Genomic DNA, 19,009 nt, shown 5'->3' on the forward strand with positions numbered 1-19,009 from the left:
TCACCCAACAGATTTTTCCCCTATGAATAGATTCATCAAAAGCATCATCGGCTTTGCGCTGAAGAACAAATATTTTATTTTCTTTGCCACCTTTATCCTCATCCTTGCAGGTTATTTAAGTTTTAAAAACACCACTATTGATGCCTTTCCTGATGTAACCAATACCAACATTACCATTATTACGCAGTGGCCAGGACGAAGTGCTGAAGAAGTAGAGAAATTTGTGAGTCGCCCGCTGGAAATAGCGATGAATCCTACCGAAAAGCGGACAAGCATCCGTTCATCATCCCTGTTTGGGCTTTCTATTGTTAAAGTAAGTTTTGAAGATGATGTGGACTATGCCGAAGCCCGGGTTCAGGTAAATAACCATTTGGATGAAGCCGATCTTCCGGAAGGCATTCAGCCCGAAGTACAACCGCCCTACGGACCAACAGGTGAGATTTTTCGTTATACCTTAAGCAGTGATACCAAATCTGTCCGCGAACTTAAAACCCTGCAGGATTGGGTAATTCAGCGGGAGTTATTGGCTGTTTCGGGCATTGCGGATGTGGTGAGTTTTGGCGGAGAAGTGAAAACCTATCAGATTACGGTTGATCCGCAAAAATCCATTCAGTATGGGGTAACGGCAACCGAACTTTTTGAAGCCGTTTCTAAAAGCAACATTAATGTAGGTGGTGATGTGATTGTACAAAGCGGCCAGGCTTATGTGGTTCGTGGAATAGGTGTGCTCAATAACATTGATGAAATCAGGAATGTGGTGGTGGATAATATCAACGGAACACCAATTTATGTTAAAACCATTGCTGAAGTAGCAGAATCGGCCTTACCCAGATTAGGACAGGTGGGACGAGACAGCGATCCGGATGTGGTAGAGGGCATTGTCGTGATGCGAAAAGGTGGAAACCCAAGCGAAGTAATTGCCCGCCTGAAAGAGAAGATTGAGGTAATTAACAACAGTGTTTTACCTGATGATGTGAAGGTTAAAGCTTTTTATGATCGGGAAGATTTGGTTAATTATTCCGTGCATACAGTAATGGGCAACATGCTGGAGGGAATTTTATTTGTTACCCTGATTGTATTTTTATTCATGGCCGATTGGCGCACCACCCTCATTGTTTCCATCATTATTCCACTGGCATTACTGTTTGCCTTTATCTGCCTGAAGCTGAAAGGAATGCCTGCAAATTTGCTATCTATGGGGGCGATTGACTTCGGGATTATTATTGACGGCGCAGTGGTGATGGTAGAAGGGATTTTTGTAACGCTGGATATGAAAGCCAAAAAACTGGGGATGGAGCGCTTTAATAAAATGAGCAAACTGGGCTTCATTAAAAAAGCCAGCCTTGAAAATGGAAAAGGGATCTTATTTGCCAAACTCATCATCATCACCGGGCTATTACCTATTTTTACTTTTGAAAAAGTAGAAGGCAAAATGTTTTCTCCACTCGCCTGGACACTAAGTTTTGCCCTTCTTGGCGCCCTCATTTTAACCTTTACACTGGTGCCTGCAATGGCGAGTGTATTGCTTAAAAAGAACGTTAAAGAAAAACACAATGTGTTTTTAGAATGGATTACTAAAGTAACGCTTAAATTTTACGACAAATGTTTCAGTAAGAAAAAACTGGTGTTTTCCATTTCCATTTTGGTACTGGTTCTGGGGATTTTCAGTTTTAAATTTCTGGGAACAGAGTTTTTACCCAGCCTGGATGAAGGTTCTATCTATGTAAGGGCAACTGGGCCATTGAGTATTTCTTTAGATGAAACCAAAAAGCTTTCCAATGAGATGAGAAAGATCTTTTTAAGTTTTGAAGAAGTGAAACAGGTGATGTCGCAAACTGGTCGCCCGAATGATGGTACAGATGCCACAGGTTTTTATAACATGGAATTTCACGTGGATATTTATCCGAAGAAAGAATGGAAGCGAAAACAAAGTAAGGAACAGCTGATTGAACGGATGCAGGAAAAACTAAAAGGCTTCCCGGGCATTAGCCTGAACTTTTCTCAACCGATATCAGATAATGTAGAAGAGGCCGTTTCCGGTGTAAAGGGCTCCATCGTGGTGAAGCTCTTTGGCGAAAATTTCGATTTTATGGAAAGGGAGGAAGAGAAAATTGAAAAAATTCTGAAAACTGTAGATGGAATCGAAGACCTTGGCATATTGCGAAACTTAGGTCAGCCGGAGTTACAGATTAACCTTGATCAGAAAAAAATGGCGCTTTATGGTGTTAGTACCGCTGATGCCAATGCCGTAATTGAAATGGCTATTGGTGGGAAGGCTGCCACGCAAATTTACGAGGGAGAGCGAAAATTTGATCTCATTATCCGCTATCCTGAAGATTTTAGAAATGATGAAAGTTCCATAGGCAAACTGCGCATTCCTACCCTTTCCGGATCAAATGTTCAGCTTGCCGAGATCTCAAGCATTAGGAAGATTACCGGCCCCAGTATGATTTACCGCGATAAACATAAACGTTATGGCGCCATCAAATTCTCGATTCGTGGACGGGATATGGGAAGTGTAATTGCTGAGGCACAGCAAAAAGTAAATGCTGAGATTAAGCTGCCAAAAGAATATAAACTGGAATGGGCGGGCGACTTCGAAAATCAGCAACGGGCTATTTCCCGCCTGTCACAAGCAGTTCCGGTAAGTTTATTGCTGATATTTTTTATCTTGTTTGTACTTTTCGGCAACATTCGCGATGCCCTATTGGTATTAAACAATGTACCCTTTGCCATGATTGGCGGTATACTGGCCTTATTGGTCGCCGGGGTTAACTTCAATATTTCTGCCGGGATTGGTTTTATTGCCCTGTTTGGTATCTGTGTTCAGAATGGAGTGATCCTGATTACCAAATTCAAATCAAACCTGGCGGACTTAAAACACCATCAAAGCTGGACTTTTACCGATGCCATGCGTCATGGAATTGCCAGCCGATTCAGGCCTGTATTAATGACAGCACTAATGGCTGCTATTGGGTTAATGCCCGCAGCACTCTCTACCGGAATTGGATCTGAAGCTTCAAAGCCCTTAGCTATTGTGGTAATTGGTGGATTAATCACCAATACGCTTTTCAACCTTTTTGTTTATCCGATTGTTTTTTACTGGTCTTACCAGAAAAACGTGCAAAAGGTTAATCTGGTTCAGGCTTGATAACGCGCCTAAATGATTAACCAAAAAAGATTCAACATTTTAAAAAAGGCCATTAACGCTTAATAAAGGGTTAATGGCTTTTTTAAGTTAAAATAATTTTTCTTGTGGAGGGGTGGTTTTAGCCAAACGCAAATAAACAGTGGTTTGTCCGCGGTGATGGGTTTGGTGTTCAAATCCTTTACCTAAGGCCTGCTCGCGACTCATATCAAAACGGCCAAAAAGTTTTACCTTTTCATTTAGTTGAGCCGGAGTCATCTTTTTAATGGTGGCGATCATATAATCGTAACTTGCTAACACATCCTTAGTCACTGCAGCCTTTGTTTTCTCAGTGGTTTTCTCCAGCTGATCTTTACCTTCCGGACTTTTCTCACCCGCAGCAGCGGCTGCAAAAACATAGTTATCTGCTGCCAGGTGTAACATCTGCTCAGCAAATGACCTCATTTCTGGTGTAGGTTTTAACGCATAACCTGTTTCTGGCATGGCATTTAAATATTCCGAAGTATAAGTTTTAGCACGTTCCCATTCCTTCAATAAATCGGCAGTGGTAGTTTGTGCTTTGGCAACATTCATTAATACAAGAAACATGAATGTGCTGGTGAAGAGTTTTATAATTTTCATCATCTGTTTTTTTACAAAGTTAGCTTTCAGCTTTACATATTATGATCAGGCTGCATAGAAAGTTGTCAACACTGAAATATCAATATGGATTAAAGAAGGTCTTTAAGCAACTAAGAAAATATTAATCTATATAATTCAATAGACTTTAATGCCTTATATGCTAAAAAAATAATTATAACTTGAGACTTAAGAGCATGTTACAAACTTTAACTATCCAAAGATTTTACAAGCAACTGAATCTCTGATGCTGCATTAAGCTTAGCTTTGCAAGTGCTTCCCTACCTATGGCTAAAAACAGAAACACCATTTCATTAGAAAACATATCCTTCAAAGACAGGCTTACTTCACTCAAAAATTTACCAGATTTTTTCAAACTGGTTTGGAAAAGCAGTCCTGGAAAAACAAGTATTAGTTTTATTCTTCGCATACTGCGATCGGCTATGCCCGTTGCTTTATTATACGTGGGCAAACTCATCATTGATGAGGTGGTGGCATTAAACAGTCATGCCGGTAACGGAGATTTGCATAAATTATGGGAGCTGGTGGCTTTAGAATTTGCACTCGCTATTGTTACTGATGGATTAAACAGAATGATTAACCTGACGGATAGTTTACTGGGTGATTTATTCTCGAATTATACGTCAATGCGCATTATGCAACATGCGGCTACACTGGATCTGGATCAGTTTGAAGATTCTGTATTTTACGATAAACTGGAACGTGCCAGGCAACAAACCGTAGGCAGAACGGTATTGCTCTCACAAGTGATGAGCCAGATTCAGGATTTTATTTCCATAGCCTTTCTCCTCACCGGACTCATTGCCTTTAATCCATGGTTGATTGTATTGCTACTGCTCTCTATTATTCCTTCTTTTTTAGGTGAATCTTATTTTAATAGTAAAAACTATGCCCTTTCCAGAAGTCAGACACCTGAGCGCAGGGAACTGGATTACCTGCGTTATCTGGGAGCGAGTGATGAAACAGCGAAAGAAGTGAAGATCTTTGGCCTTTCAGATTTTGTAATCGGACGTTTTAAAATGCTGTCTGATCAGTTTTATGCAGATAACAGCAAACTGGCCGTCAGGCGTTCGGCTTGGGGTACTTTCTTTTCCGTGCTGGGTACTTTAGGTTATTATGCGGCTTATGGTTTTATCATTTACAATACTGTGGTCGGGAAATCCACAGTAGGTAGTCTTACCTTTTTAGCAGGTTCTTTCAGACAATTAAGCAGTTTAATGGAAACCATGTTATCCAGGTTTACCATCGTATCACAGGGTGCTATTTATTTAAATGATTTTATAGATTTTTTTGAGATTAAGCCCAAGATTACCAAGCCTGAAAATGCAATTCCCTTTCCGCATCCCATTCAAACCGGCTTTGTATTTGAAAATGTTGGTTTTCAATACCATAATTCCACACGTTGGGCAAACAGAAACCTGAGCTTTGAACTTCGCCCGGGTGAAAAACTGGCATTGGTTGGTGAAAACGGAGCAGGCAAAACGACATTGGTTAAGCTTCTGGCCCGGCTGTACGATCCAACTGAAGGCCGCATTTTATTGGATGGAAAGGATTTAAAATCTTATGATCTGGATGACCTGAGACATCATCTCGGCATTATTTTTCAGGATTACATCCGTTACCAAATGACATTTTATCAAAACATTGCCGTCGGAAACATTAAAGAAATCGACAACCAGCAATTGGTTAAAAAATCAGCTGAAGAGAGTCTTGCAGATCAACTGGCCGCCAAACTCCCGGGGGCTTACCAACAATGGCTGGGAAGAAAATTTAATGATGGTATAGAATTATCAGGTGGCGAATGGCAAAAGGTAGCTTTAGCAAGGGCTTATATGAAAGACGCACAGGTATTAATTCTTGATGAGCCTACTGCTGCTTTGGATGCCCGTGCAGAATATGAAGTTTTTCAACGCTTTTCCGAATTAACGAAGGGAAAATCTGCTGTGCTGATTTCGCATCGCTTTTCTACCGCACGGCTGGCTGACCAGATTTTGGTTTTAGACCAGGGCACACTTCTCGAATCTGGTACACATGCAGAATTGCTGGAAAAGAATGGCAGGTATGCCGAGCTTTTTAACCTGCAAGCCAAAGGTTATCAATAGAAATTTAATTGCTGTATAAAATGGTAGATCATTTAATTGATTTTGGAGTGTGACCCCTATCCAAAGGTCGTCCTCTCGATTGTAGCGCAGCGTAACGGAGAGATCTTTGAACTTAAGTCTATTAATTACATAATTTAACTGGTTCAAAGATTCCTCCACTGCGTTAAGAATGATGAATCTTTATAAATTCTTATCAACTTAGCTTAATTTCCACTCAGGCCTTTCAAAATGACAGGTATAACCATAAGGGTATTTTTGAAGATAATCCTGGTGTTCTTCCTCTGCATTCCAGAAATCTTCAGCAGGAACTACTTCCGTAATAATTTTACCTGGCCAGATTCCTGATGCTTCCATCTCCGCAATCAATTCATTTGCAGTTTCCCGCTGAGTATCATTTTCAAAGAAGATAGCAGAACGATAAGATGTTCCGACATCATTTCCTTGTCTGTTTTTAGTTGTTGGATCATGAATTTGAAAGAAATATTCCAATAAACGCCTGTATGATAATGTCTCCGGATCAAAAACAATCTCTATGGCTTCAGCATGTGTGCCATGGTTGCGGTATGTTGCATTTGGTACATCTCCACCAGTATAACCTACTACAGTGGAAATTACACCAGGCTGATGACGAATCAGTTCTTCTACCCCCCAAAAGCAACCGCCAGCCAGAATGGCTTTTTCAGTATTCATATTATATTATTTATGGATTAAAGTTAAAGGATGCTTATCTAAAACAGAAATATCTATCATCGATATGACGTCCTTATTGCGAATAATGTATGTATCCGCAATTAAAAATGACAACACGATAAAAGATATAAAGTTTTTGCACTTGGCTTACATCATCATTTCTACAGGTTCCGGTGAATTAAAGTTCAGCTTTTCCAATTACCTCAGATTTCCGAAGTTTTGATGGGTTGCATTCAGGAGAAACTTCGTAAGTTACTTTAAAAACAAACAAGGGATAAGCATTTGGCCATCCCTTGTTTGTACTAATTAACTGTTGTTGTCAGATGAATTGGTTTTAATAATAACCTATTGAAAGATCTGTTCAATCTTATAAGGTTGCCATATCAATTACGAAGCGGTATCTCACGTCACCTTTTTCCATCCGCTCATAAGCTTGATGAATGTTTTTCATATCAATGATCTCGATATCTGAAACAATGTTGTGTTCAGCACAAAAATCCAGCATTTCCTGGGTCTCAGCTATTCCTCCGATTCCTGAACCGGCAAGGCTTTTACGTCCGCCCAATAAACTGAATGCTGCAATTTCAGCTGGTTTTGGTGGTACGCCCACGCAAATATGTGTACCATTCGTTCTTAAAAGCGATAAATACATATTAAAATCGTGCTCGGCTGAAACTGTATCCAGAATAAAATCAAAGCTACCTTTTGCCGCAGCCACCTGATCCGGGTCTGTAGTCACCACAAAGTGATGTGCACCTAACTTTTTAGCATCCTCTTCTTTTTTTGGCGAAGTACTTAAAACGGTTACTTCCGCTCCAAAAGCCACACCAAATTTAACCGCCATGTGGCCTAAACCGCCTAAACCTAAAACAGCAAGTTTATGGCCTTTGCCAACTTTCCAGTGTCTTAATGGTGAGTAAGTGGTGATACCTGCACAAAGTAATGGTGCAACAGCTGCCAGATTCAGCTTATCAGAAATATGTAATACAAATTCTTCCCTTACTACAATGTTATTTGAATATCCGCCATAAGTTGGCATTGAACCATCACGCTCCATGCCGTTATAGGTCTGCGTATTACCTTCAAGGCAGTATTGCTCTAAGTCTTGTTTACAGTTTTCGCAAACCTGGCAAGAATCCACCATGCAGCCCGTACCGGCAAGATCTCCTACTTTAAAATTTTTAACATGATCACCTACATTAATTACGCGACCAACAATTTCATGACCCGGAACCATTGGAAAAATACCTGGGAACCAGTCGTTTTTAATTTGATGTAGATCAGAGTGGCATACGCCGCAGAATAGTATTTCAAACTGTACATCGTGTGGTCCAACCTCACGGCGTTCAAAATCCCAGGGCGCCAGGTCTGTTTCGGCACTTTGTGCCGCATATCCTTTTGTTGCTATCATAAATATCTTAGTTGTTATTCTATAAACAAATATAAATCGATTCAGTGTTCGGAATCAAAAATAAATGTCTGCAGTAATTCATTATTTAAAAAATAAGTGGTAAAAACACGATTATCAATGTGTTAAATCAGTCATACTAAATACTAATTATCCAGATCATCTGATTGAAGGATAGGTTGCGGGACAGCAGGAAGGCTAAAATTAAAAACAGAACCTTTTAAAATTTCACTTTCCACCCATATCTTGCCATTGTGTCTTTTCACAATCTCTGCACAAAGATAAAGACCTATTCCGAAGCCAGCTATGGATTTGGTATTGTGTTTTTCTACCCGGTAATAACGCTCAAATAAATGAGGAATATCCGAGGCTTCTATGCCCATCCCTTCATCACGAACACTAATCACCGAACCTTGCTTGTCGGAAATGCAGGAAATCCTTACTTCTGTACCCATTGGCGAATATTTAATGGCATTGCTGATAAAATTATTAATTACCTGCCCGATTTTATCTTTATCCGCATTCACCCAGGCAGTTTCCACCGGATCAAAAATGACGGTATGTCCGTCAGCATTTAAAATGGTATCGTCTTCAATTTCACGGATAAGCACACTAATATCAAAAAGTTCTTTTTCTATGTAAATTTTTCCTGATTCCAGTCTGGATACATTCAGAAAACCATTGATCATTCTGGTCATCTTGGTGATTTGTTTGTCTGCCTTATCCAGAATATTTTTAGTGAGGATATCATCGATCCGCTGTGTTTTCAGTTGCAGGAGCTGCACAAACCCTTTTAATGAGGTAAGCGGCGTTTTAAGCTCATGACTTACCATTCCTATAAAATCATCCTTCCGTATATTGTCCTCTTTTTCTTCCGTGATATCCAGAATGGTACCTGAGAAATGGCCATCAGGTTCTTCTTCGGTTTTATAATGTTTTCCGGTTGATTTAACCCAACGGATCAGTCCGTCATTGCGTTTAATAATGGTATATTCCATATCAAAAACGAGATCCTCTTTAATCACCGCTTCTGCTGAACGGATGACCTGCTGCCGGAATTCGATACCTACCTGATCAATTACAGACTGAAAAGTCATTTCCTCATCATTGCCATAACCAAAAATTTCCTTCAGCCTGGCGGATGCCCACATTTTACCAGAAGTGCCATCAATGGTATAGGTTCCAAGCTTGGCTTGTTCAATTGCGCTACTCTGTTTCTGCTCACTCTGTGCTAAGCGGATGTAGGATGCACGAAGATCGTGACTCACTTCTTCCACCTTTTTTCTGGCCATTACCTGTTCGGTGATATCAATGGCCATATTAATGACACCGGTAATTCTGCCGCTTTCAATCAAAGGGCAATAAGTGAAATTATAATAGCAGGTGATTTCCTTGTTTTTGCGAATCAGTTGTATCGCATGTTCATTCACGTAAATGGTTTCACCAGTGCGGTACACTTTCTGTAATAACCCGTAAGCGGGCTGTTTGTCAAACTCAGGGATTGCGGAAAGGATCGGTTGGTGCAGGATGTTGGCTTCCTGACGTAAAAGTTCAAGCATAGGCGGATTAATTGCCTCAACCTGAAAATTATTGCCTTTAAATAAGGCCATGGCAATGGGTGCCTGCTGAATGAGCATATGACTTCGCTGTTCGGCCAGAACAGAGCGCTCAAGCAATGCAGCATTTAGCTTTTCTGATTTTTCAAGCAAAGCCATTTTCCGGCGTAACTCCATCTTATCCATCACCTGCTTGGCCAGAATTTTTAAAGCCATACGCTGTGATTCGCTGAGTTTTCTTGATACAGAATCAATTACACAAAGTGAACCAATTGGGAAACCCTCTTCATTAATCAGCGGTACGCCAGCATAAAAAGCAATGTAAGGCTGCCCCGTTACAAGCGGGTTATGCATAAACCGTACATCTTTTTTGGCATCTTCAATTTCCATTAGTTCATAAGGATCCTGAATGGCATGTGCGCAGAAAGAATAATCCCTGTGGGTTTCTGTCACGTCCAGTCCTTTCCTGGATTTAAACCATTGCCTTTTCTCATCAACCAGACTAACCAGGGCAATGGGAGAATTACAAATAATGGAAGAAAGTTCTGTCAGATCATCAAACTCGCGTTCAGATAATGTATCCAGAATATGATAGGATTGCAACGCTTTTAAGCGCTCAATTTCATTAGCAGGCTGTGGCACAAACGACATTTAATTTATGAATCATAGTTGATCAAATATTATTGATTGAACCAGTAAAATTTAATGGATATTTAATTCTCTGTCATTAACCCGATAAACTCAAAAAGATTTATGGATTAATGGCTGACCGAAATAACATAAAAGGGGCTAAAATGTTTGACCTGAAAGGCTAATCATTACGTTTATTGAGCAGACTTTTAAGTGATCTGGCCAGAATATCAACCGCATTTTCCATCTCGTTCAGATTCATGCTGCCAAACCCCAGGCGGGTGGCGATCATATTTTTGGTTTGGTACAAAATGGTTTTAGGTAAAAACAGACCATTTTCAGCACATTTTTGCTGCATTTTAATGAGGTTAAAATGATCTAGCCATTCTATCCAGACGGCCAGGCCGCGTGTGGGAATATTAAACCGGATTCTTCCCTTCAGTTTATCGTTCAGCAACCGAACAAAAGCATCACGCCGTGCTTTATAAATAAGTTTATTTTTTTTCGAAAGCCGGTGCACTTCCCCATCCTGAATCCAGTTTGTTAAAACCTGTTCTTTCATTACATCTATCCCTGGTTCCAGAATCCGCTGGTGCTTTTCCAGTTCTTTGATAAATGCGGCAGGCGCAGTAATAAAACCATAGCCAAAACCAGCAGGCAGTGATCTGGCAAACGACCCCAGGTAAACCACATGCTCATTTGCATCTATGGCTGCCAAAGGCAAAACAGGATTACTATCCAGGTGAAAATCAAAGTCGTAATCATCTTCCACAATTACAAAACCGTATTGATGGGCCAATTCCAGCATTTCCATCCGTCTTTTGGCACTCAGCAAAATCGTACTGGGGTAATGATAAATGGAGGTGAGGTAAACCATTCTGATTTTTTGTGTTTCACATACTTTCTTTAACGCGGCTAAATGCAGTCCCTCTTCATCCACAGCAACAGGAATGATCTTTGCGCCACTGTCAGTTAAGGTCATATTGGATAAATAATAGCCTGGTGAACCCACTACTACATAATCACCTTCCGAAAGGAGTAATTTCGCCACCAGATACAGGCTTACTTCATGGCTGCTGGTGGTCAGAAGATTGGATTCAGAAATCCGCAGACCACGTGTAAGGTTTAAGAAGTTGAAAAACTGTTTTTTAAAATGCTGGTGAGCCTGTGTTTGTATTTGCGCCCAGGGTTCGCGGACTTTCTGCCGTTTCAGTTTTGACACATATAGCCTTGCCACGATATCAGTATGAATCAGCCTTATATCAGGCAATCCATCATTAAACTGTAAAGGCAAATCACTCCATTCCACCGGGTTTTCTAGTACGGACGAGCATTTAAAACTAAAACCACCTGCTGCTTTATTGCTTTTTTCAGCTTTTGAAATCTCCCTTTTACCCTGATACTGCTTTTGATCTGATAAAATAAAAGTACCCTGATTGGGCCTGATCTCAATAAAACCCTGTGCTTCCAGATCCTGGAAAGCTTTAATCAGCGTATTTCTATTCACCAAAAGGATTTTACATAATATCCGTGTACCCGGAAGTTTTGTACCTTCAGGAAGCAAACCCAGTTGAATTGCCTTAATAAACTCAAAAATAATTTGCAGGTAAACTGGCGTAGCATCCTCGGCCTTGAGTTGAATAAAACTTTTAAAGGGAATTTGAACCGGACTATCCATTATATTAAAACTGGTATACTTTAGTGGTACGGCAAGGTAGTACTTTTGCCGAAAATTATAACAAATGAAAAAAATTTACCTGACTTTATCACTCTTCTGGTGTACCAACTTATATGCCCAGCAAAAGCAAGATACCGTAATCACTTTTAAAGACGTGGTCATTAATGAAAATGGCTTTCATACACCCATATCCAAGCAAAACAGAAACGTGTATATCATTGATCAGGCCATGATTGCTAAACTGCCCGGACGTACCATTCAGGAACTTTTGCAATATGCCAATGGTGTAGACTTAAGGCAAAGAGGTCCCTTTGGCAGTCAGGCAGACATTAGCATTGATGGCGGAAGTTTTGAGCAAACGGTTGTGCTGTTAAATGGAGTCAAAATTATAGATACGCAAACGGCCCATAATATGCTCAACCTCCCTATTCCGGTAGAAGCTATTGAGCGCATTGAAATTGTTCGCGGACCAGCTGCCCGGATTTACGGCATCAACAGCCTAACCGGGGCCATTAACATCATTACTAAAAAATTTACCAAATCAGGCTTTCTGATTGACTCCTATGCGGGTTCAAATTTCAAAAAAAATGCTGAAGGTAACGGGAAAAAATTTTATGGTGCTGGTGTTCAGGCCGGAGCAGTGTTAAGTCAAAAAAATAATCAGCATGCTATATTTGGTTCACGCGATCAAAGCAATGGTTACCGTTTTAATACCCAGTTTGAAAACCTCAAATTACTTTATCAGGGCAATATTCAGATTGATAGTGCAAATGAAATTATGACTTCATTTGGTTATACCAAAAATGAATTCGGTGCCAATGGATTTTATGCCGCACCAGGTGACCGGAATTCTACCGAAGCAGTACAAACCACATTGGCAAGTGTACAATCGAAACATAAACTTTCAGAAAAATGGCTGCTGATGCCCAGATTGAGTTATCGCTATAATTTTGATGATTACCGCTATTTTGGCAATACCAATCCTAATGCAGGCGTAAGCAGGCATGCTACCCATTCACTTGCAGCAGAAGTAAACAGTACCTATAAAACCAAAAGTGGTGAATGGGGATTGGGTGCAGAAGTAAGAAGTGATGCCATTAATTCCTCCAACATCGGCAAACACCAAAGAGAAAATATGGGTATGTATGCACAGTACAGAACTTTCCTCACCGAAAAACTGAATGTTAATCTGGGATCTTACGTGAATTATAACACATCTTACAAATGGCAGGTCTATCCGGGGCTTGATGCCAGTTACGCTTTTACTGAAGTTTTCAAAGTTATAGGAAGTATTGGTACCAGCCAAAGACTGCCATCATTTACTGACCTCTATCTGAACCAACGACCTGGAAACATTGGCAATCCAAATGTCGTCCCTGAAAATGCATTCCAGGGCGAAGCGGGTTTTAAGATTTTAAAAGGAGATTTCACCTTCAATTCTAGCTTTTTCTACAGGCGAATTACAAATTTTATCGATTACACCAGATTGGTCAGTACAGAACCATTTGAAGCCAACAATGTAGGCAACCTGATGACCAAAGGGCTCAATCTGCGATCCAACTATAGCCTTGAAATGACAGAAAATGCGAAGATGAATATCAATCTGGCCTATTCTTATCTTCAATCCAGATTTGGAGGCATGCAGCCAGGAATTGCTTCTAAATACCAGCTGGCTTCCTTAAAACACCAGGTAACCAATACCGTTGATTTTAAATATCATAATTTCACTTTATTGGTGGCCACACGTTTTAATCAGCGACTGTCAGGATCAAGCTATTGGATCAATGATCTGCGGGTTAGTCAGTCTATTCAGAAATTTACCATATACCTGGATGCGCAAAACATTTTCGACACCCAATATTTCGAAATCGGTACTATTCCGCTCCCATCCCGTTGGGTAAGCCTGGGGGTAAAATTCGTAAGCTTTTAAAGTTGCGCGAATGATGTGATTTCCTGGTTTTGATTTATGGTTTATAGTTCATCAGATTTCTGAAACTTAAAAAATTTGAGCGGGTTATAAAGATAAACCTAAACATCATCATGGAAAACGAAAAAATGAGCAGACGAAAGGCACTGGGTGGCCTGAGTTTAGCAATGGCTGCCGTTGCAGCTTCTCCTATTTTAAGCAATGCCGCAGTGCCGGAAGATACAAAATTCGGCCCTGCGGATTTACAAGATCCCACTACAAAATATCCGCGCCCGCCCTTTACACATCAAAACCAACCCTGGCCGGCGCTGGCAAGCAAAATGGATCCCAAACCAGATCATGGTGAAACCAGCTACAAAGGATCAGGTCGTTTAGCAGGTAGAAAAGCACTGATTACCGGTGGTGATTCGGGCATGGGCAGAGCTGCGGCAATTGCCTATGCACGTGAAGGTGCCGACGTAGCCATTAACTATCTGCCACAGGAAGAACCTGATGCACGGGAAGTAGTAGAACTGATTAAAAAAGCCGGCCGGAAAGCCTTTGCTATTCCGGGAGATATCAGGGATGAAAACTTTTGCAAAAAACTGGTAGATGAAGCGGCCAGACAATTGGGTGGCTTGGATATCGTAATCAGTAATGCCGCCCGTCAACAATCTAATCCCTCTATTACAGACATTACCACTGAACAATTTGACTGGACCATTAAGACGAATATTTATGCGCCGTTCTGGATCATCAAGGCTGCATTGACCTATTTAAAACCAGGCTCATCCATTATCGGCACCACATCGGTACAGGCCACAGATCCTTCGGCAGATTTATATGATTATGCACAAACCAAGGCCGCTACCACCAATTTTGTGAAATCGCTGGCTAAACAACTTGGTCCGAAAGGAATACGCGTAAATGGTGTAGCACCTGGTCCCATCTGGACACCTTTGCAAATGGGTGGAGGATCTACACCAGAGAAATTAAAGGCATTTGGAAAGGATACACCGCTTGGCCGACCCGGGCAACCTGCTGAATTGGCCTCCATTTATGTGCAATTAGCTGCAAATGATGCCAGTTTTTCTACCGGGCAGATTTATGGCGCAGCTGGCGGATCTGGTCAGCCATAAACTAAAATGCACTGATCTTAAGAATAAGATTAGTGCATTTTATCACAAGGATTAAAGCCGTTGTATTTTCCCTGACAAGATATTTTAAAGTGAAGCATTTACGCCTGTAAAAAATTGATCTCAACCTCAGTTTTCAAAGCCCTGATCTTGATTTTAAAAAATAATCAGAAAAAAACACTACATTGTTCTTTAGAATATTAAAAAAACATTAAGTTTGTGTTATACACTACTAAATCTATAGATTATGTATAATAAAACAAAGCTGTTTTATTTTCCGGCACAAAACTCATCGCGAATGCGAATGTATTGTTGCGGCGCATAATTTTCTCTTCTACCAATGCTTTATTTTCAACTATTAACTTTATTACAATGGCATCATCGTATCCAACCTTCACCCTATCAGAAAAACTCACCGATCAACAGGTAGATTTTTTTAATATTCATGGATTTATACACTTTAAAAATTTTATTACCCAACCAACCGTTGAATCCATTATACAGGCTTCAAAGGAAGTTCAGCAAAAATGGATTGATACTGACATCCAAAAGGTGAATGGTGTTCCTATAAAATATGGAAGAGATATAGATGGTGAAAAAATCGTACAACGTTTCGCTTTTATCAATCAGCACCATAAAACCTTAAGTGGATTATTAATGGATCCGCGATTATCGGCTCTGCTGCCATTGGCTGGAGAAGATGCAAGATTAGGAGTGGAAGAAAAGGACGGGATGGTATTTAATCATTACGTGAACGGCCCGCAAAGTGGTTTCACTAAAATGGGTTGGCATACCGATGGTTTGAGGGATATTTTTTATGGCGGCAAACTAAACCCAATGCTAAATGTTGGTGTTCATTTAAGTACGCAAACCGAAGAAAACGGTGGTTTAAAAATTATTCCCGGTACCCACAAGCAAAGTATCTACCAAATGCTTTTCCGTAAAAAATACTTTCTGGATAACCGCCCGGATAAAGATGAAATTTCCATTTTGCCTGAGGCCGGAGATTTAACCGTACACGACGGGAGACTTTGGCACCGTGTGGCACAATCTTCACTTCGGGGTGAACCAAGCCGCAGAAGGGTGATCTACGTCCCGATCATTGCCGGAAAATACGTACCTAAAAATGAGAATAGTCCAACGGTGTTTTATCAGCGTTTCGCTGGAATAGTCAAATAACGTATGCTAATAATCCTATTTTTAAGTTATCTTGCACGAACGGGCAAACTCAAACGTCAGCTTAGCCTGATCAAGTCTTTGCCTGGAAAAATCAATGGAAAGCTGATCAGATCCAAAATGGCCATACTGGCTTGCCTCTTAGCTTTTGGTCAATAATGAAATGGAAAATAAGATAACAGAACGGGCACAGATTTTTGCAGACAGAAAACGAACAAATATCTTAAAGGCAGGGGAACAACAATTTATTCATTTTTTACTCAGGTATATACCGGCTTTTATTTCTCCAAATATCATGACCGGAGTAGGCATGTTTGGATCAGTTATCGTATGCACAGCCTTTCTTTTAGCTGCAAATTTTGGACATGCATTTTTACCGATCGGAATTATCGGACTTTTTATCAACTGGATTGGTGATTCGCTGGATGGAAGATTGGCTTATTATCGGGGTATCGCCCGAAAATGGTACGGATTTGCTCTAGACATCATCATGGATTGGCTCAGCATTATCCTGATTGGGATAGGATATTACTTTTATGCTACAGATTCCACCCGGATCTTAGGTTTCATCTTTGTGGTTTGCTACGGCTGGTCTATGATTATCTCATTGCTTCGATATAAAATTATAGGGGTTTACCGAATTGATGCAGGTCTTTTAGGCCCTACTGAACTCCGCGTCATTATTGCGATGATCTTGATACTGGAAACCGCTATTCCAGGCTCAATCACCTATTCTGCCCTGATCACCACAGTGATATTATTGGTAATTAACTTCAAAGATACCAATGCTTTACTGGATCTTGGAAATGAACGGGATCGCGAAGAAAGAGAAATAAAACCTTAAAAATTAATACGCAATCTATAAAGCTGTTGCTGATCAATCAGAAAATATCATGAGTAAAAAGAAATCGATTTTGGTTTTTCTGAAAGCACAGGTAGCTGCATTTGCAGGTGGAGTAACAGATTATGGCCTCATGATTCTTTTTACTGAAATGCTGGGTATTCACTTTACCATTTCTATTCTGCTTTCCGGCACATTGGGTGGCATTGTTAATTTTTGTATCAACAGGTTCTGGGCATTTAATGATGGTGCTGAATATGTTGCATCTCCAAAGAAACAACTCATCAAATTTGCAGTAGTCGTACTGGGAAGTATTTCCCTAAAATCAGCAGGAACTTATCTATTACAAAAGTTTTTTAATCTCGATTACCGCATCGGCCGACTATTGATAGACAGTCTTGTTTCTTACGGCTTTAATTACCCGATGATGAAATTTTGGGTATTTAAAACACAAGTGATGGAAACGGTACCCTGTGAATACGGTAATACCAATAAGCTGATAAATCAACGATAATAACTATCGGGCACACGACTACTAATAGACTTTATCATGATTCATCTGGGCCCATAGCCAACTGTTGTACCCATTCATATACATTACCTTTTTTGCGTACATGCCCTAAGCCCGGCCATGGCAAATGATAAGAAAAAATCAGCGATCGTGATGCGGCTAAATCACTCATCACTTTTCTTCTGGTTTGTACCGCCTGGTTAAAATTGCTGTCTCCTTCGAAACCCCATTCTGGGTGGGCGACCACTAAAATTGCTGAATGAACCAAATCTGCAATATGATATAGCGATACTTCATTCGAGAAAATTTTAGCCACACAATGACCTGGTGTATGGCCAGATGCCAATTGCATGGTTATACAATCAACGATAGTATCTCCATCTTCAAAAAGATGTAATTGATCACCCAAAGCATTTATATTTTTTTTAGCCACATCTTTTACAAATTTGATTAGCTGCTGATCGGTAAGCTTACTTTTTGAAAAATCAGGATTTTCTGATAACCAGAAATCATGATCAATGCGTGATAAATAAACCTTTGCTTTTGGAAATAACAATTGATTTTCTGCACCTGTTAATCCGCCAATATGATCAGGGTGTGCATGTGTAATCACCACATCAGTTACGTCTTCCGGATTGATGCCAGCCTTTTGAAGGTTTTTAATCAATCCGCCAGACTGTTCGCCAAAATTTGCGCCACATCCGCTATCCAATAAAATCGTTCTGCCTTTCGATTTGATCACCAGAATATTAATGCCCAGTTCAATATGGTCTGTTGGAGCAAAGTTTCGCTCCAGTTCCTGTTCAACCCGACGGGAATTGATACTTGGCGCAAAATTCGGTTGAATAGGTTTCATTACAATTCGGCCATCGCTGACTACCATCAGGTCTAATTCACCAAGTTTAAACTGATGAAAGCTATTCCTTTTCTTCCATATAGCGTTTAGCGGCTTAGCCACTAAACTTCTGATATCTGTAAACCCGATGAGTGCGAGTCCGGCAAATCTTAATAATGCTGTTCTTCTGTCCATTTTTTTTCTTCAAAGCTATCATATTGATATCTTTGCGTCAAGTATGTACTTTTAAGTATCCTACATACTTTTTGTATTCTATTGCTAAAAATCAGCTACTTAAAATGATAAAAAAAATGAGAAAGGAAAAAGACGAACCTTATTGCGCCGTTGATTTTGCATTCCAAAGAATCGGCGGAAAATACCGTGGCAGAATTTTGTGGTACCTTCATTTACATCAGGTATTAAGATATGGAGAATTGAAAAGACTACTCAATGGAATTACAACTAAAATGCTCACCCAAACATTAAGGGAACTCGAACAGGACGAAATGGTTAACCGTAAAGTATACCTGGAGGTTCCGCCAAAGGTTGAATATTCCCTAACAGCAAATGCTAAAGAGCTTATTCCATTGATCAATGAACTAAGAGAATGGGCCGATCGCCGAATAATGGAAAATCCAAGAACTGGTACTAAAATGCCATGCTAGTGATATTATATTGTTGTTGAAACATCCATAAATTAAAAACTTAGTCTGGTCTCTATTGTTGCATAAATGAAATTGAAAGTCACTCCAT

General features: G+C 40.2%; 14 protein-coding genes. 8 read left to right on the forward strand and 6 right to left on the reverse strand.

The window, feature by feature from the left end; translation table 11 throughout:
- Positions 1-22: 22 nt before the first annotated feature.
- Positions 23-3,151 carry an efflux RND transporter permease subunit gene (locus OQX64_RS08270; RefSeq protein WP_265818403.1) on the forward strand — a complete coding sequence of 1,043 codons (3,129 nt, stop codon included), beginning with the start codon at positions 23-25 and terminating at the stop codon, positions 3,149-3,151.
- Positions 3,152-3,238: 87 nt separating this feature from the next.
- Here OQX64_RS08270 and OQX64_RS08275 read toward each other — a convergent pair whose 3' ends face one another.
- Complete coding sequence (locus OQX64_RS08275) at positions 3,239-3,772, reverse strand: DinB family protein (RefSeq protein ID WP_265818404.1); 534 nt, start codon at positions 3,770-3,772, stop codon at positions 3,239-3,241.
- Between the two features lie 281 nt (positions 3,773-4,053).
- On the opposite strand from OQX64_RS08275, the gene OQX64_RS08280 reads away from it, so the two are divergent.
- Entirely contained in the window at positions 4,054-5,889 is a 1,836-nt protein-coding gene (locus OQX64_RS08280) for an ABC transporter ATP-binding protein (RefSeq protein WP_265818405.1), read from the forward strand.
- Positions 5,890-6,087: 198 nt separating this feature from the next.
- Here the strand turns inward: OQX64_RS08280 and msrA are convergent, their stop codons facing one another.
- From msrA to OQX64_RS08300, 4 genes are all read right to left on the reverse strand, one after another.
- On the reverse strand, positions 6,088-6,579 hold the full coding sequence (msrA, locus tag OQX64_RS08285) for a peptide-methionine (S)-S-oxide reductase MsrA (protein ID WP_265818406.1): 492 nt from the start codon (positions 6,577-6,579) through the stop codon (positions 6,088-6,090).
- Positions 6,580-6,946: 367 nt separating this feature from the next.
- Entirely contained in the window at positions 6,947-7,990 is a 1,044-nt protein-coding gene (locus OQX64_RS08290; RefSeq protein WP_265818407.1) for an NAD(P)-dependent alcohol dehydrogenase, read from the reverse strand.
- Between the two features lie 143 nt (positions 7,991-8,133).
- Positions 8,134-10,194 (reverse strand): ATP-binding protein, encoded by a 2,061-nt coding sequence (locus tag OQX64_RS08295; RefSeq protein WP_265818408.1) that lies wholly within the window; start codon positions 10,192-10,194, stop codon positions 8,134-8,136.
- A 160-nt stretch (positions 10,195-10,354) separates the two neighbouring features.
- Positions 10,355-11,851: a PLP-dependent aminotransferase family protein gene (locus OQX64_RS08300; protein WP_265818409.1), complete on the reverse strand. Its 1,497-nt coding sequence runs from the start codon at positions 11,849-11,851 to the stop codon at positions 10,355-10,357.
- A 64-nt stretch (positions 11,852-11,915) separates the two neighbouring features.
- Between OQX64_RS08300 and OQX64_RS08305 the strand changes: the two genes are divergently transcribed.
- The 5 genes from OQX64_RS08305 to OQX64_RS08325 all read left to right on the forward strand — a co-directional run bounded on the left by OQX64_RS08305 (position 11,916) and on the right by OQX64_RS08325 (position 17,424).
- Positions 11,916-13,781, forward strand: a complete 1,866-nt coding sequence (locus OQX64_RS08305; RefSeq protein WP_265818410.1) for a TonB-dependent receptor plug domain-containing protein — start codon at positions 11,916-11,918, stop codon at positions 13,779-13,781.
- A gap of 110 nt (positions 13,782-13,891) precedes the next feature.
- Positions 13,892-14,896 carry an SDR family oxidoreductase gene (locus tag OQX64_RS08310; RefSeq protein ID WP_265818411.1) on the forward strand — a complete coding sequence of 335 codons (1,005 nt, stop codon included), beginning with the start codon at positions 13,892-13,894 and terminating at the stop codon, positions 14,894-14,896.
- Positions 14,897-15,265: 369 nt separating this feature from the next.
- Positions 15,266-16,072, forward strand: a complete 807-nt coding sequence (locus OQX64_RS08315; RefSeq protein ID WP_265818412.1) for a phytanoyl-CoA dioxygenase family protein — start codon at positions 15,266-15,268, stop codon at positions 16,070-16,072.
- Positions 16,073-16,232: 160 nt separating this feature from the next.
- Positions 16,233-16,913 carry a CDP-alcohol phosphatidyltransferase family protein gene (locus OQX64_RS08320; RefSeq protein ID WP_265818413.1) on the forward strand — a complete coding sequence of 227 codons (681 nt, stop codon included), beginning with the start codon at positions 16,233-16,235 and terminating at the stop codon, positions 16,911-16,913.
- 49 nt (positions 16,914-16,962) lie between these two features.
- A complete protein-coding gene (locus tag OQX64_RS08325) occupies positions 16,963-17,424 on the forward strand; it encodes a GtrA family protein (protein ID WP_088302342.1) in 462 nt (153 codons plus the stop codon).
- 34 nt (positions 17,425-17,458) lie between these two features.
- On the opposite strand, the gene OQX64_RS08330 is transcribed toward OQX64_RS08325, so the two are convergent.
- Positions 17,459-18,451, reverse strand: coding sequence for an MBL fold metallo-hydrolase (locus tag OQX64_RS08330; protein ID WP_265818414.1), 993 nt, complete (start codon positions 18,449-18,451; stop codon positions 17,459-17,461).
- Positions 18,452-18,567: 116 nt separating this feature from the next.
- Here OQX64_RS08330 and OQX64_RS08335 point away from each other — a divergent pair, with 116 nt between their 5' ends.
- Positions 18,568-18,921: a winged helix-turn-helix transcriptional regulator gene (locus OQX64_RS08335; RefSeq protein ID WP_088302340.1), complete on the forward strand. Its 354-nt coding sequence runs from the start codon at positions 18,568-18,570 to the stop codon at positions 18,919-18,921.
- Positions 18,922-19,009 lie beyond the last annotated feature (88 nt).

Source organism: Pedobacter sp. GR22-10 (assembly GCF_026239715.1).
Lineage (GTDB): Bacteria > Bacteroidota > Bacteroidia > Sphingobacteriales > Sphingobacteriaceae > Pedobacter.

Bases quoted from the DNA above. Each gene is read 5' to 3' on its own strand.
- OQX64_RS08300 (WP_265818409.1), bottom strand. From the start codon at position 11,851: ATGGATAGTCCGGTTCAAATTCCCTTTAAAAGTTTTATTCAACTCAAG.
- OQX64_RS08270 (WP_265818403.1), top strand. From the start codon at position 23: ATGAATAGATTCATCAAAAGCATCATCGGCTTTGCGCTGAAGAACAAA.
- msrA (WP_265818406.1), bottom strand. From the start codon at position 6,579: ATGAATACTGAAAAAGCCATTCTGGCTGGCGGTTGCTTTTGGGGGGTA.
- OQX64_RS08335 (WP_088302340.1), top strand. From the start codon at position 18,568: ATGAGAAAGGAAAAAGACGAACCTTATTGCGCCGTTGATTTTGCATTC.
- OQX64_RS08280 (WP_265818405.1), top strand. From the start codon at position 4,054: ATGGCTAAAAACAGAAACACCATTTCATTAGAAAACATATCCTTCAAA.
- OQX64_RS08275 (WP_265818404.1), bottom strand. From the start codon at position 3,772: ATGATGAAAATTATAAAACTCTTCACCAGCACATTCATGTTTCTTGTA.
- OQX64_RS08310 (WP_265818411.1), top strand. From the start codon at position 13,892: ATGGAAAACGAAAAAATGAGCAGACGAAAGGCACTGGGTGGCCTGAGT.
- OQX64_RS08290 (WP_265818407.1), bottom strand. From the start codon at position 7,990: ATGATAGCAACAAAAGGATATGCGGCACAAAGTGCCGAAACAGACCTG.
- OQX64_RS08315 (WP_265818412.1), top strand. From the start codon at position 15,266: ATGGCATCATCGTATCCAACCTTCACCCTATCAGAAAAACTCACCGAT.
- OQX64_RS08325 (WP_088302342.1), top strand. From the start codon at position 16,963: ATGAGTAAAAAGAAATCGATTTTGGTTTTTCTGAAAGCACAGGTAGCT.
- OQX64_RS08305 (WP_265818410.1), top strand. From the start codon at position 11,916: ATGAAAAAAATTTACCTGACTTTATCACTCTTCTGGTGTACCAACTTA.
- OQX64_RS08295 (WP_265818408.1), bottom strand. From the start codon at position 10,194: ATGTCGTTTGTGCCACAGCCTGCTAATGAAATTGAGCGCTTAAAAGCG.
- OQX64_RS08330 (WP_265818414.1), bottom strand. From the start codon at position 18,451: ATGGACAGAAGAACAGCATTATTAAGATTTGCCGGACTCGCACTCATC.
- OQX64_RS08320 (WP_265818413.1), top strand. From the start codon at position 16,233: ATGGAAAATAAGATAACAGAACGGGCACAGATTTTTGCAGACAGAAAA.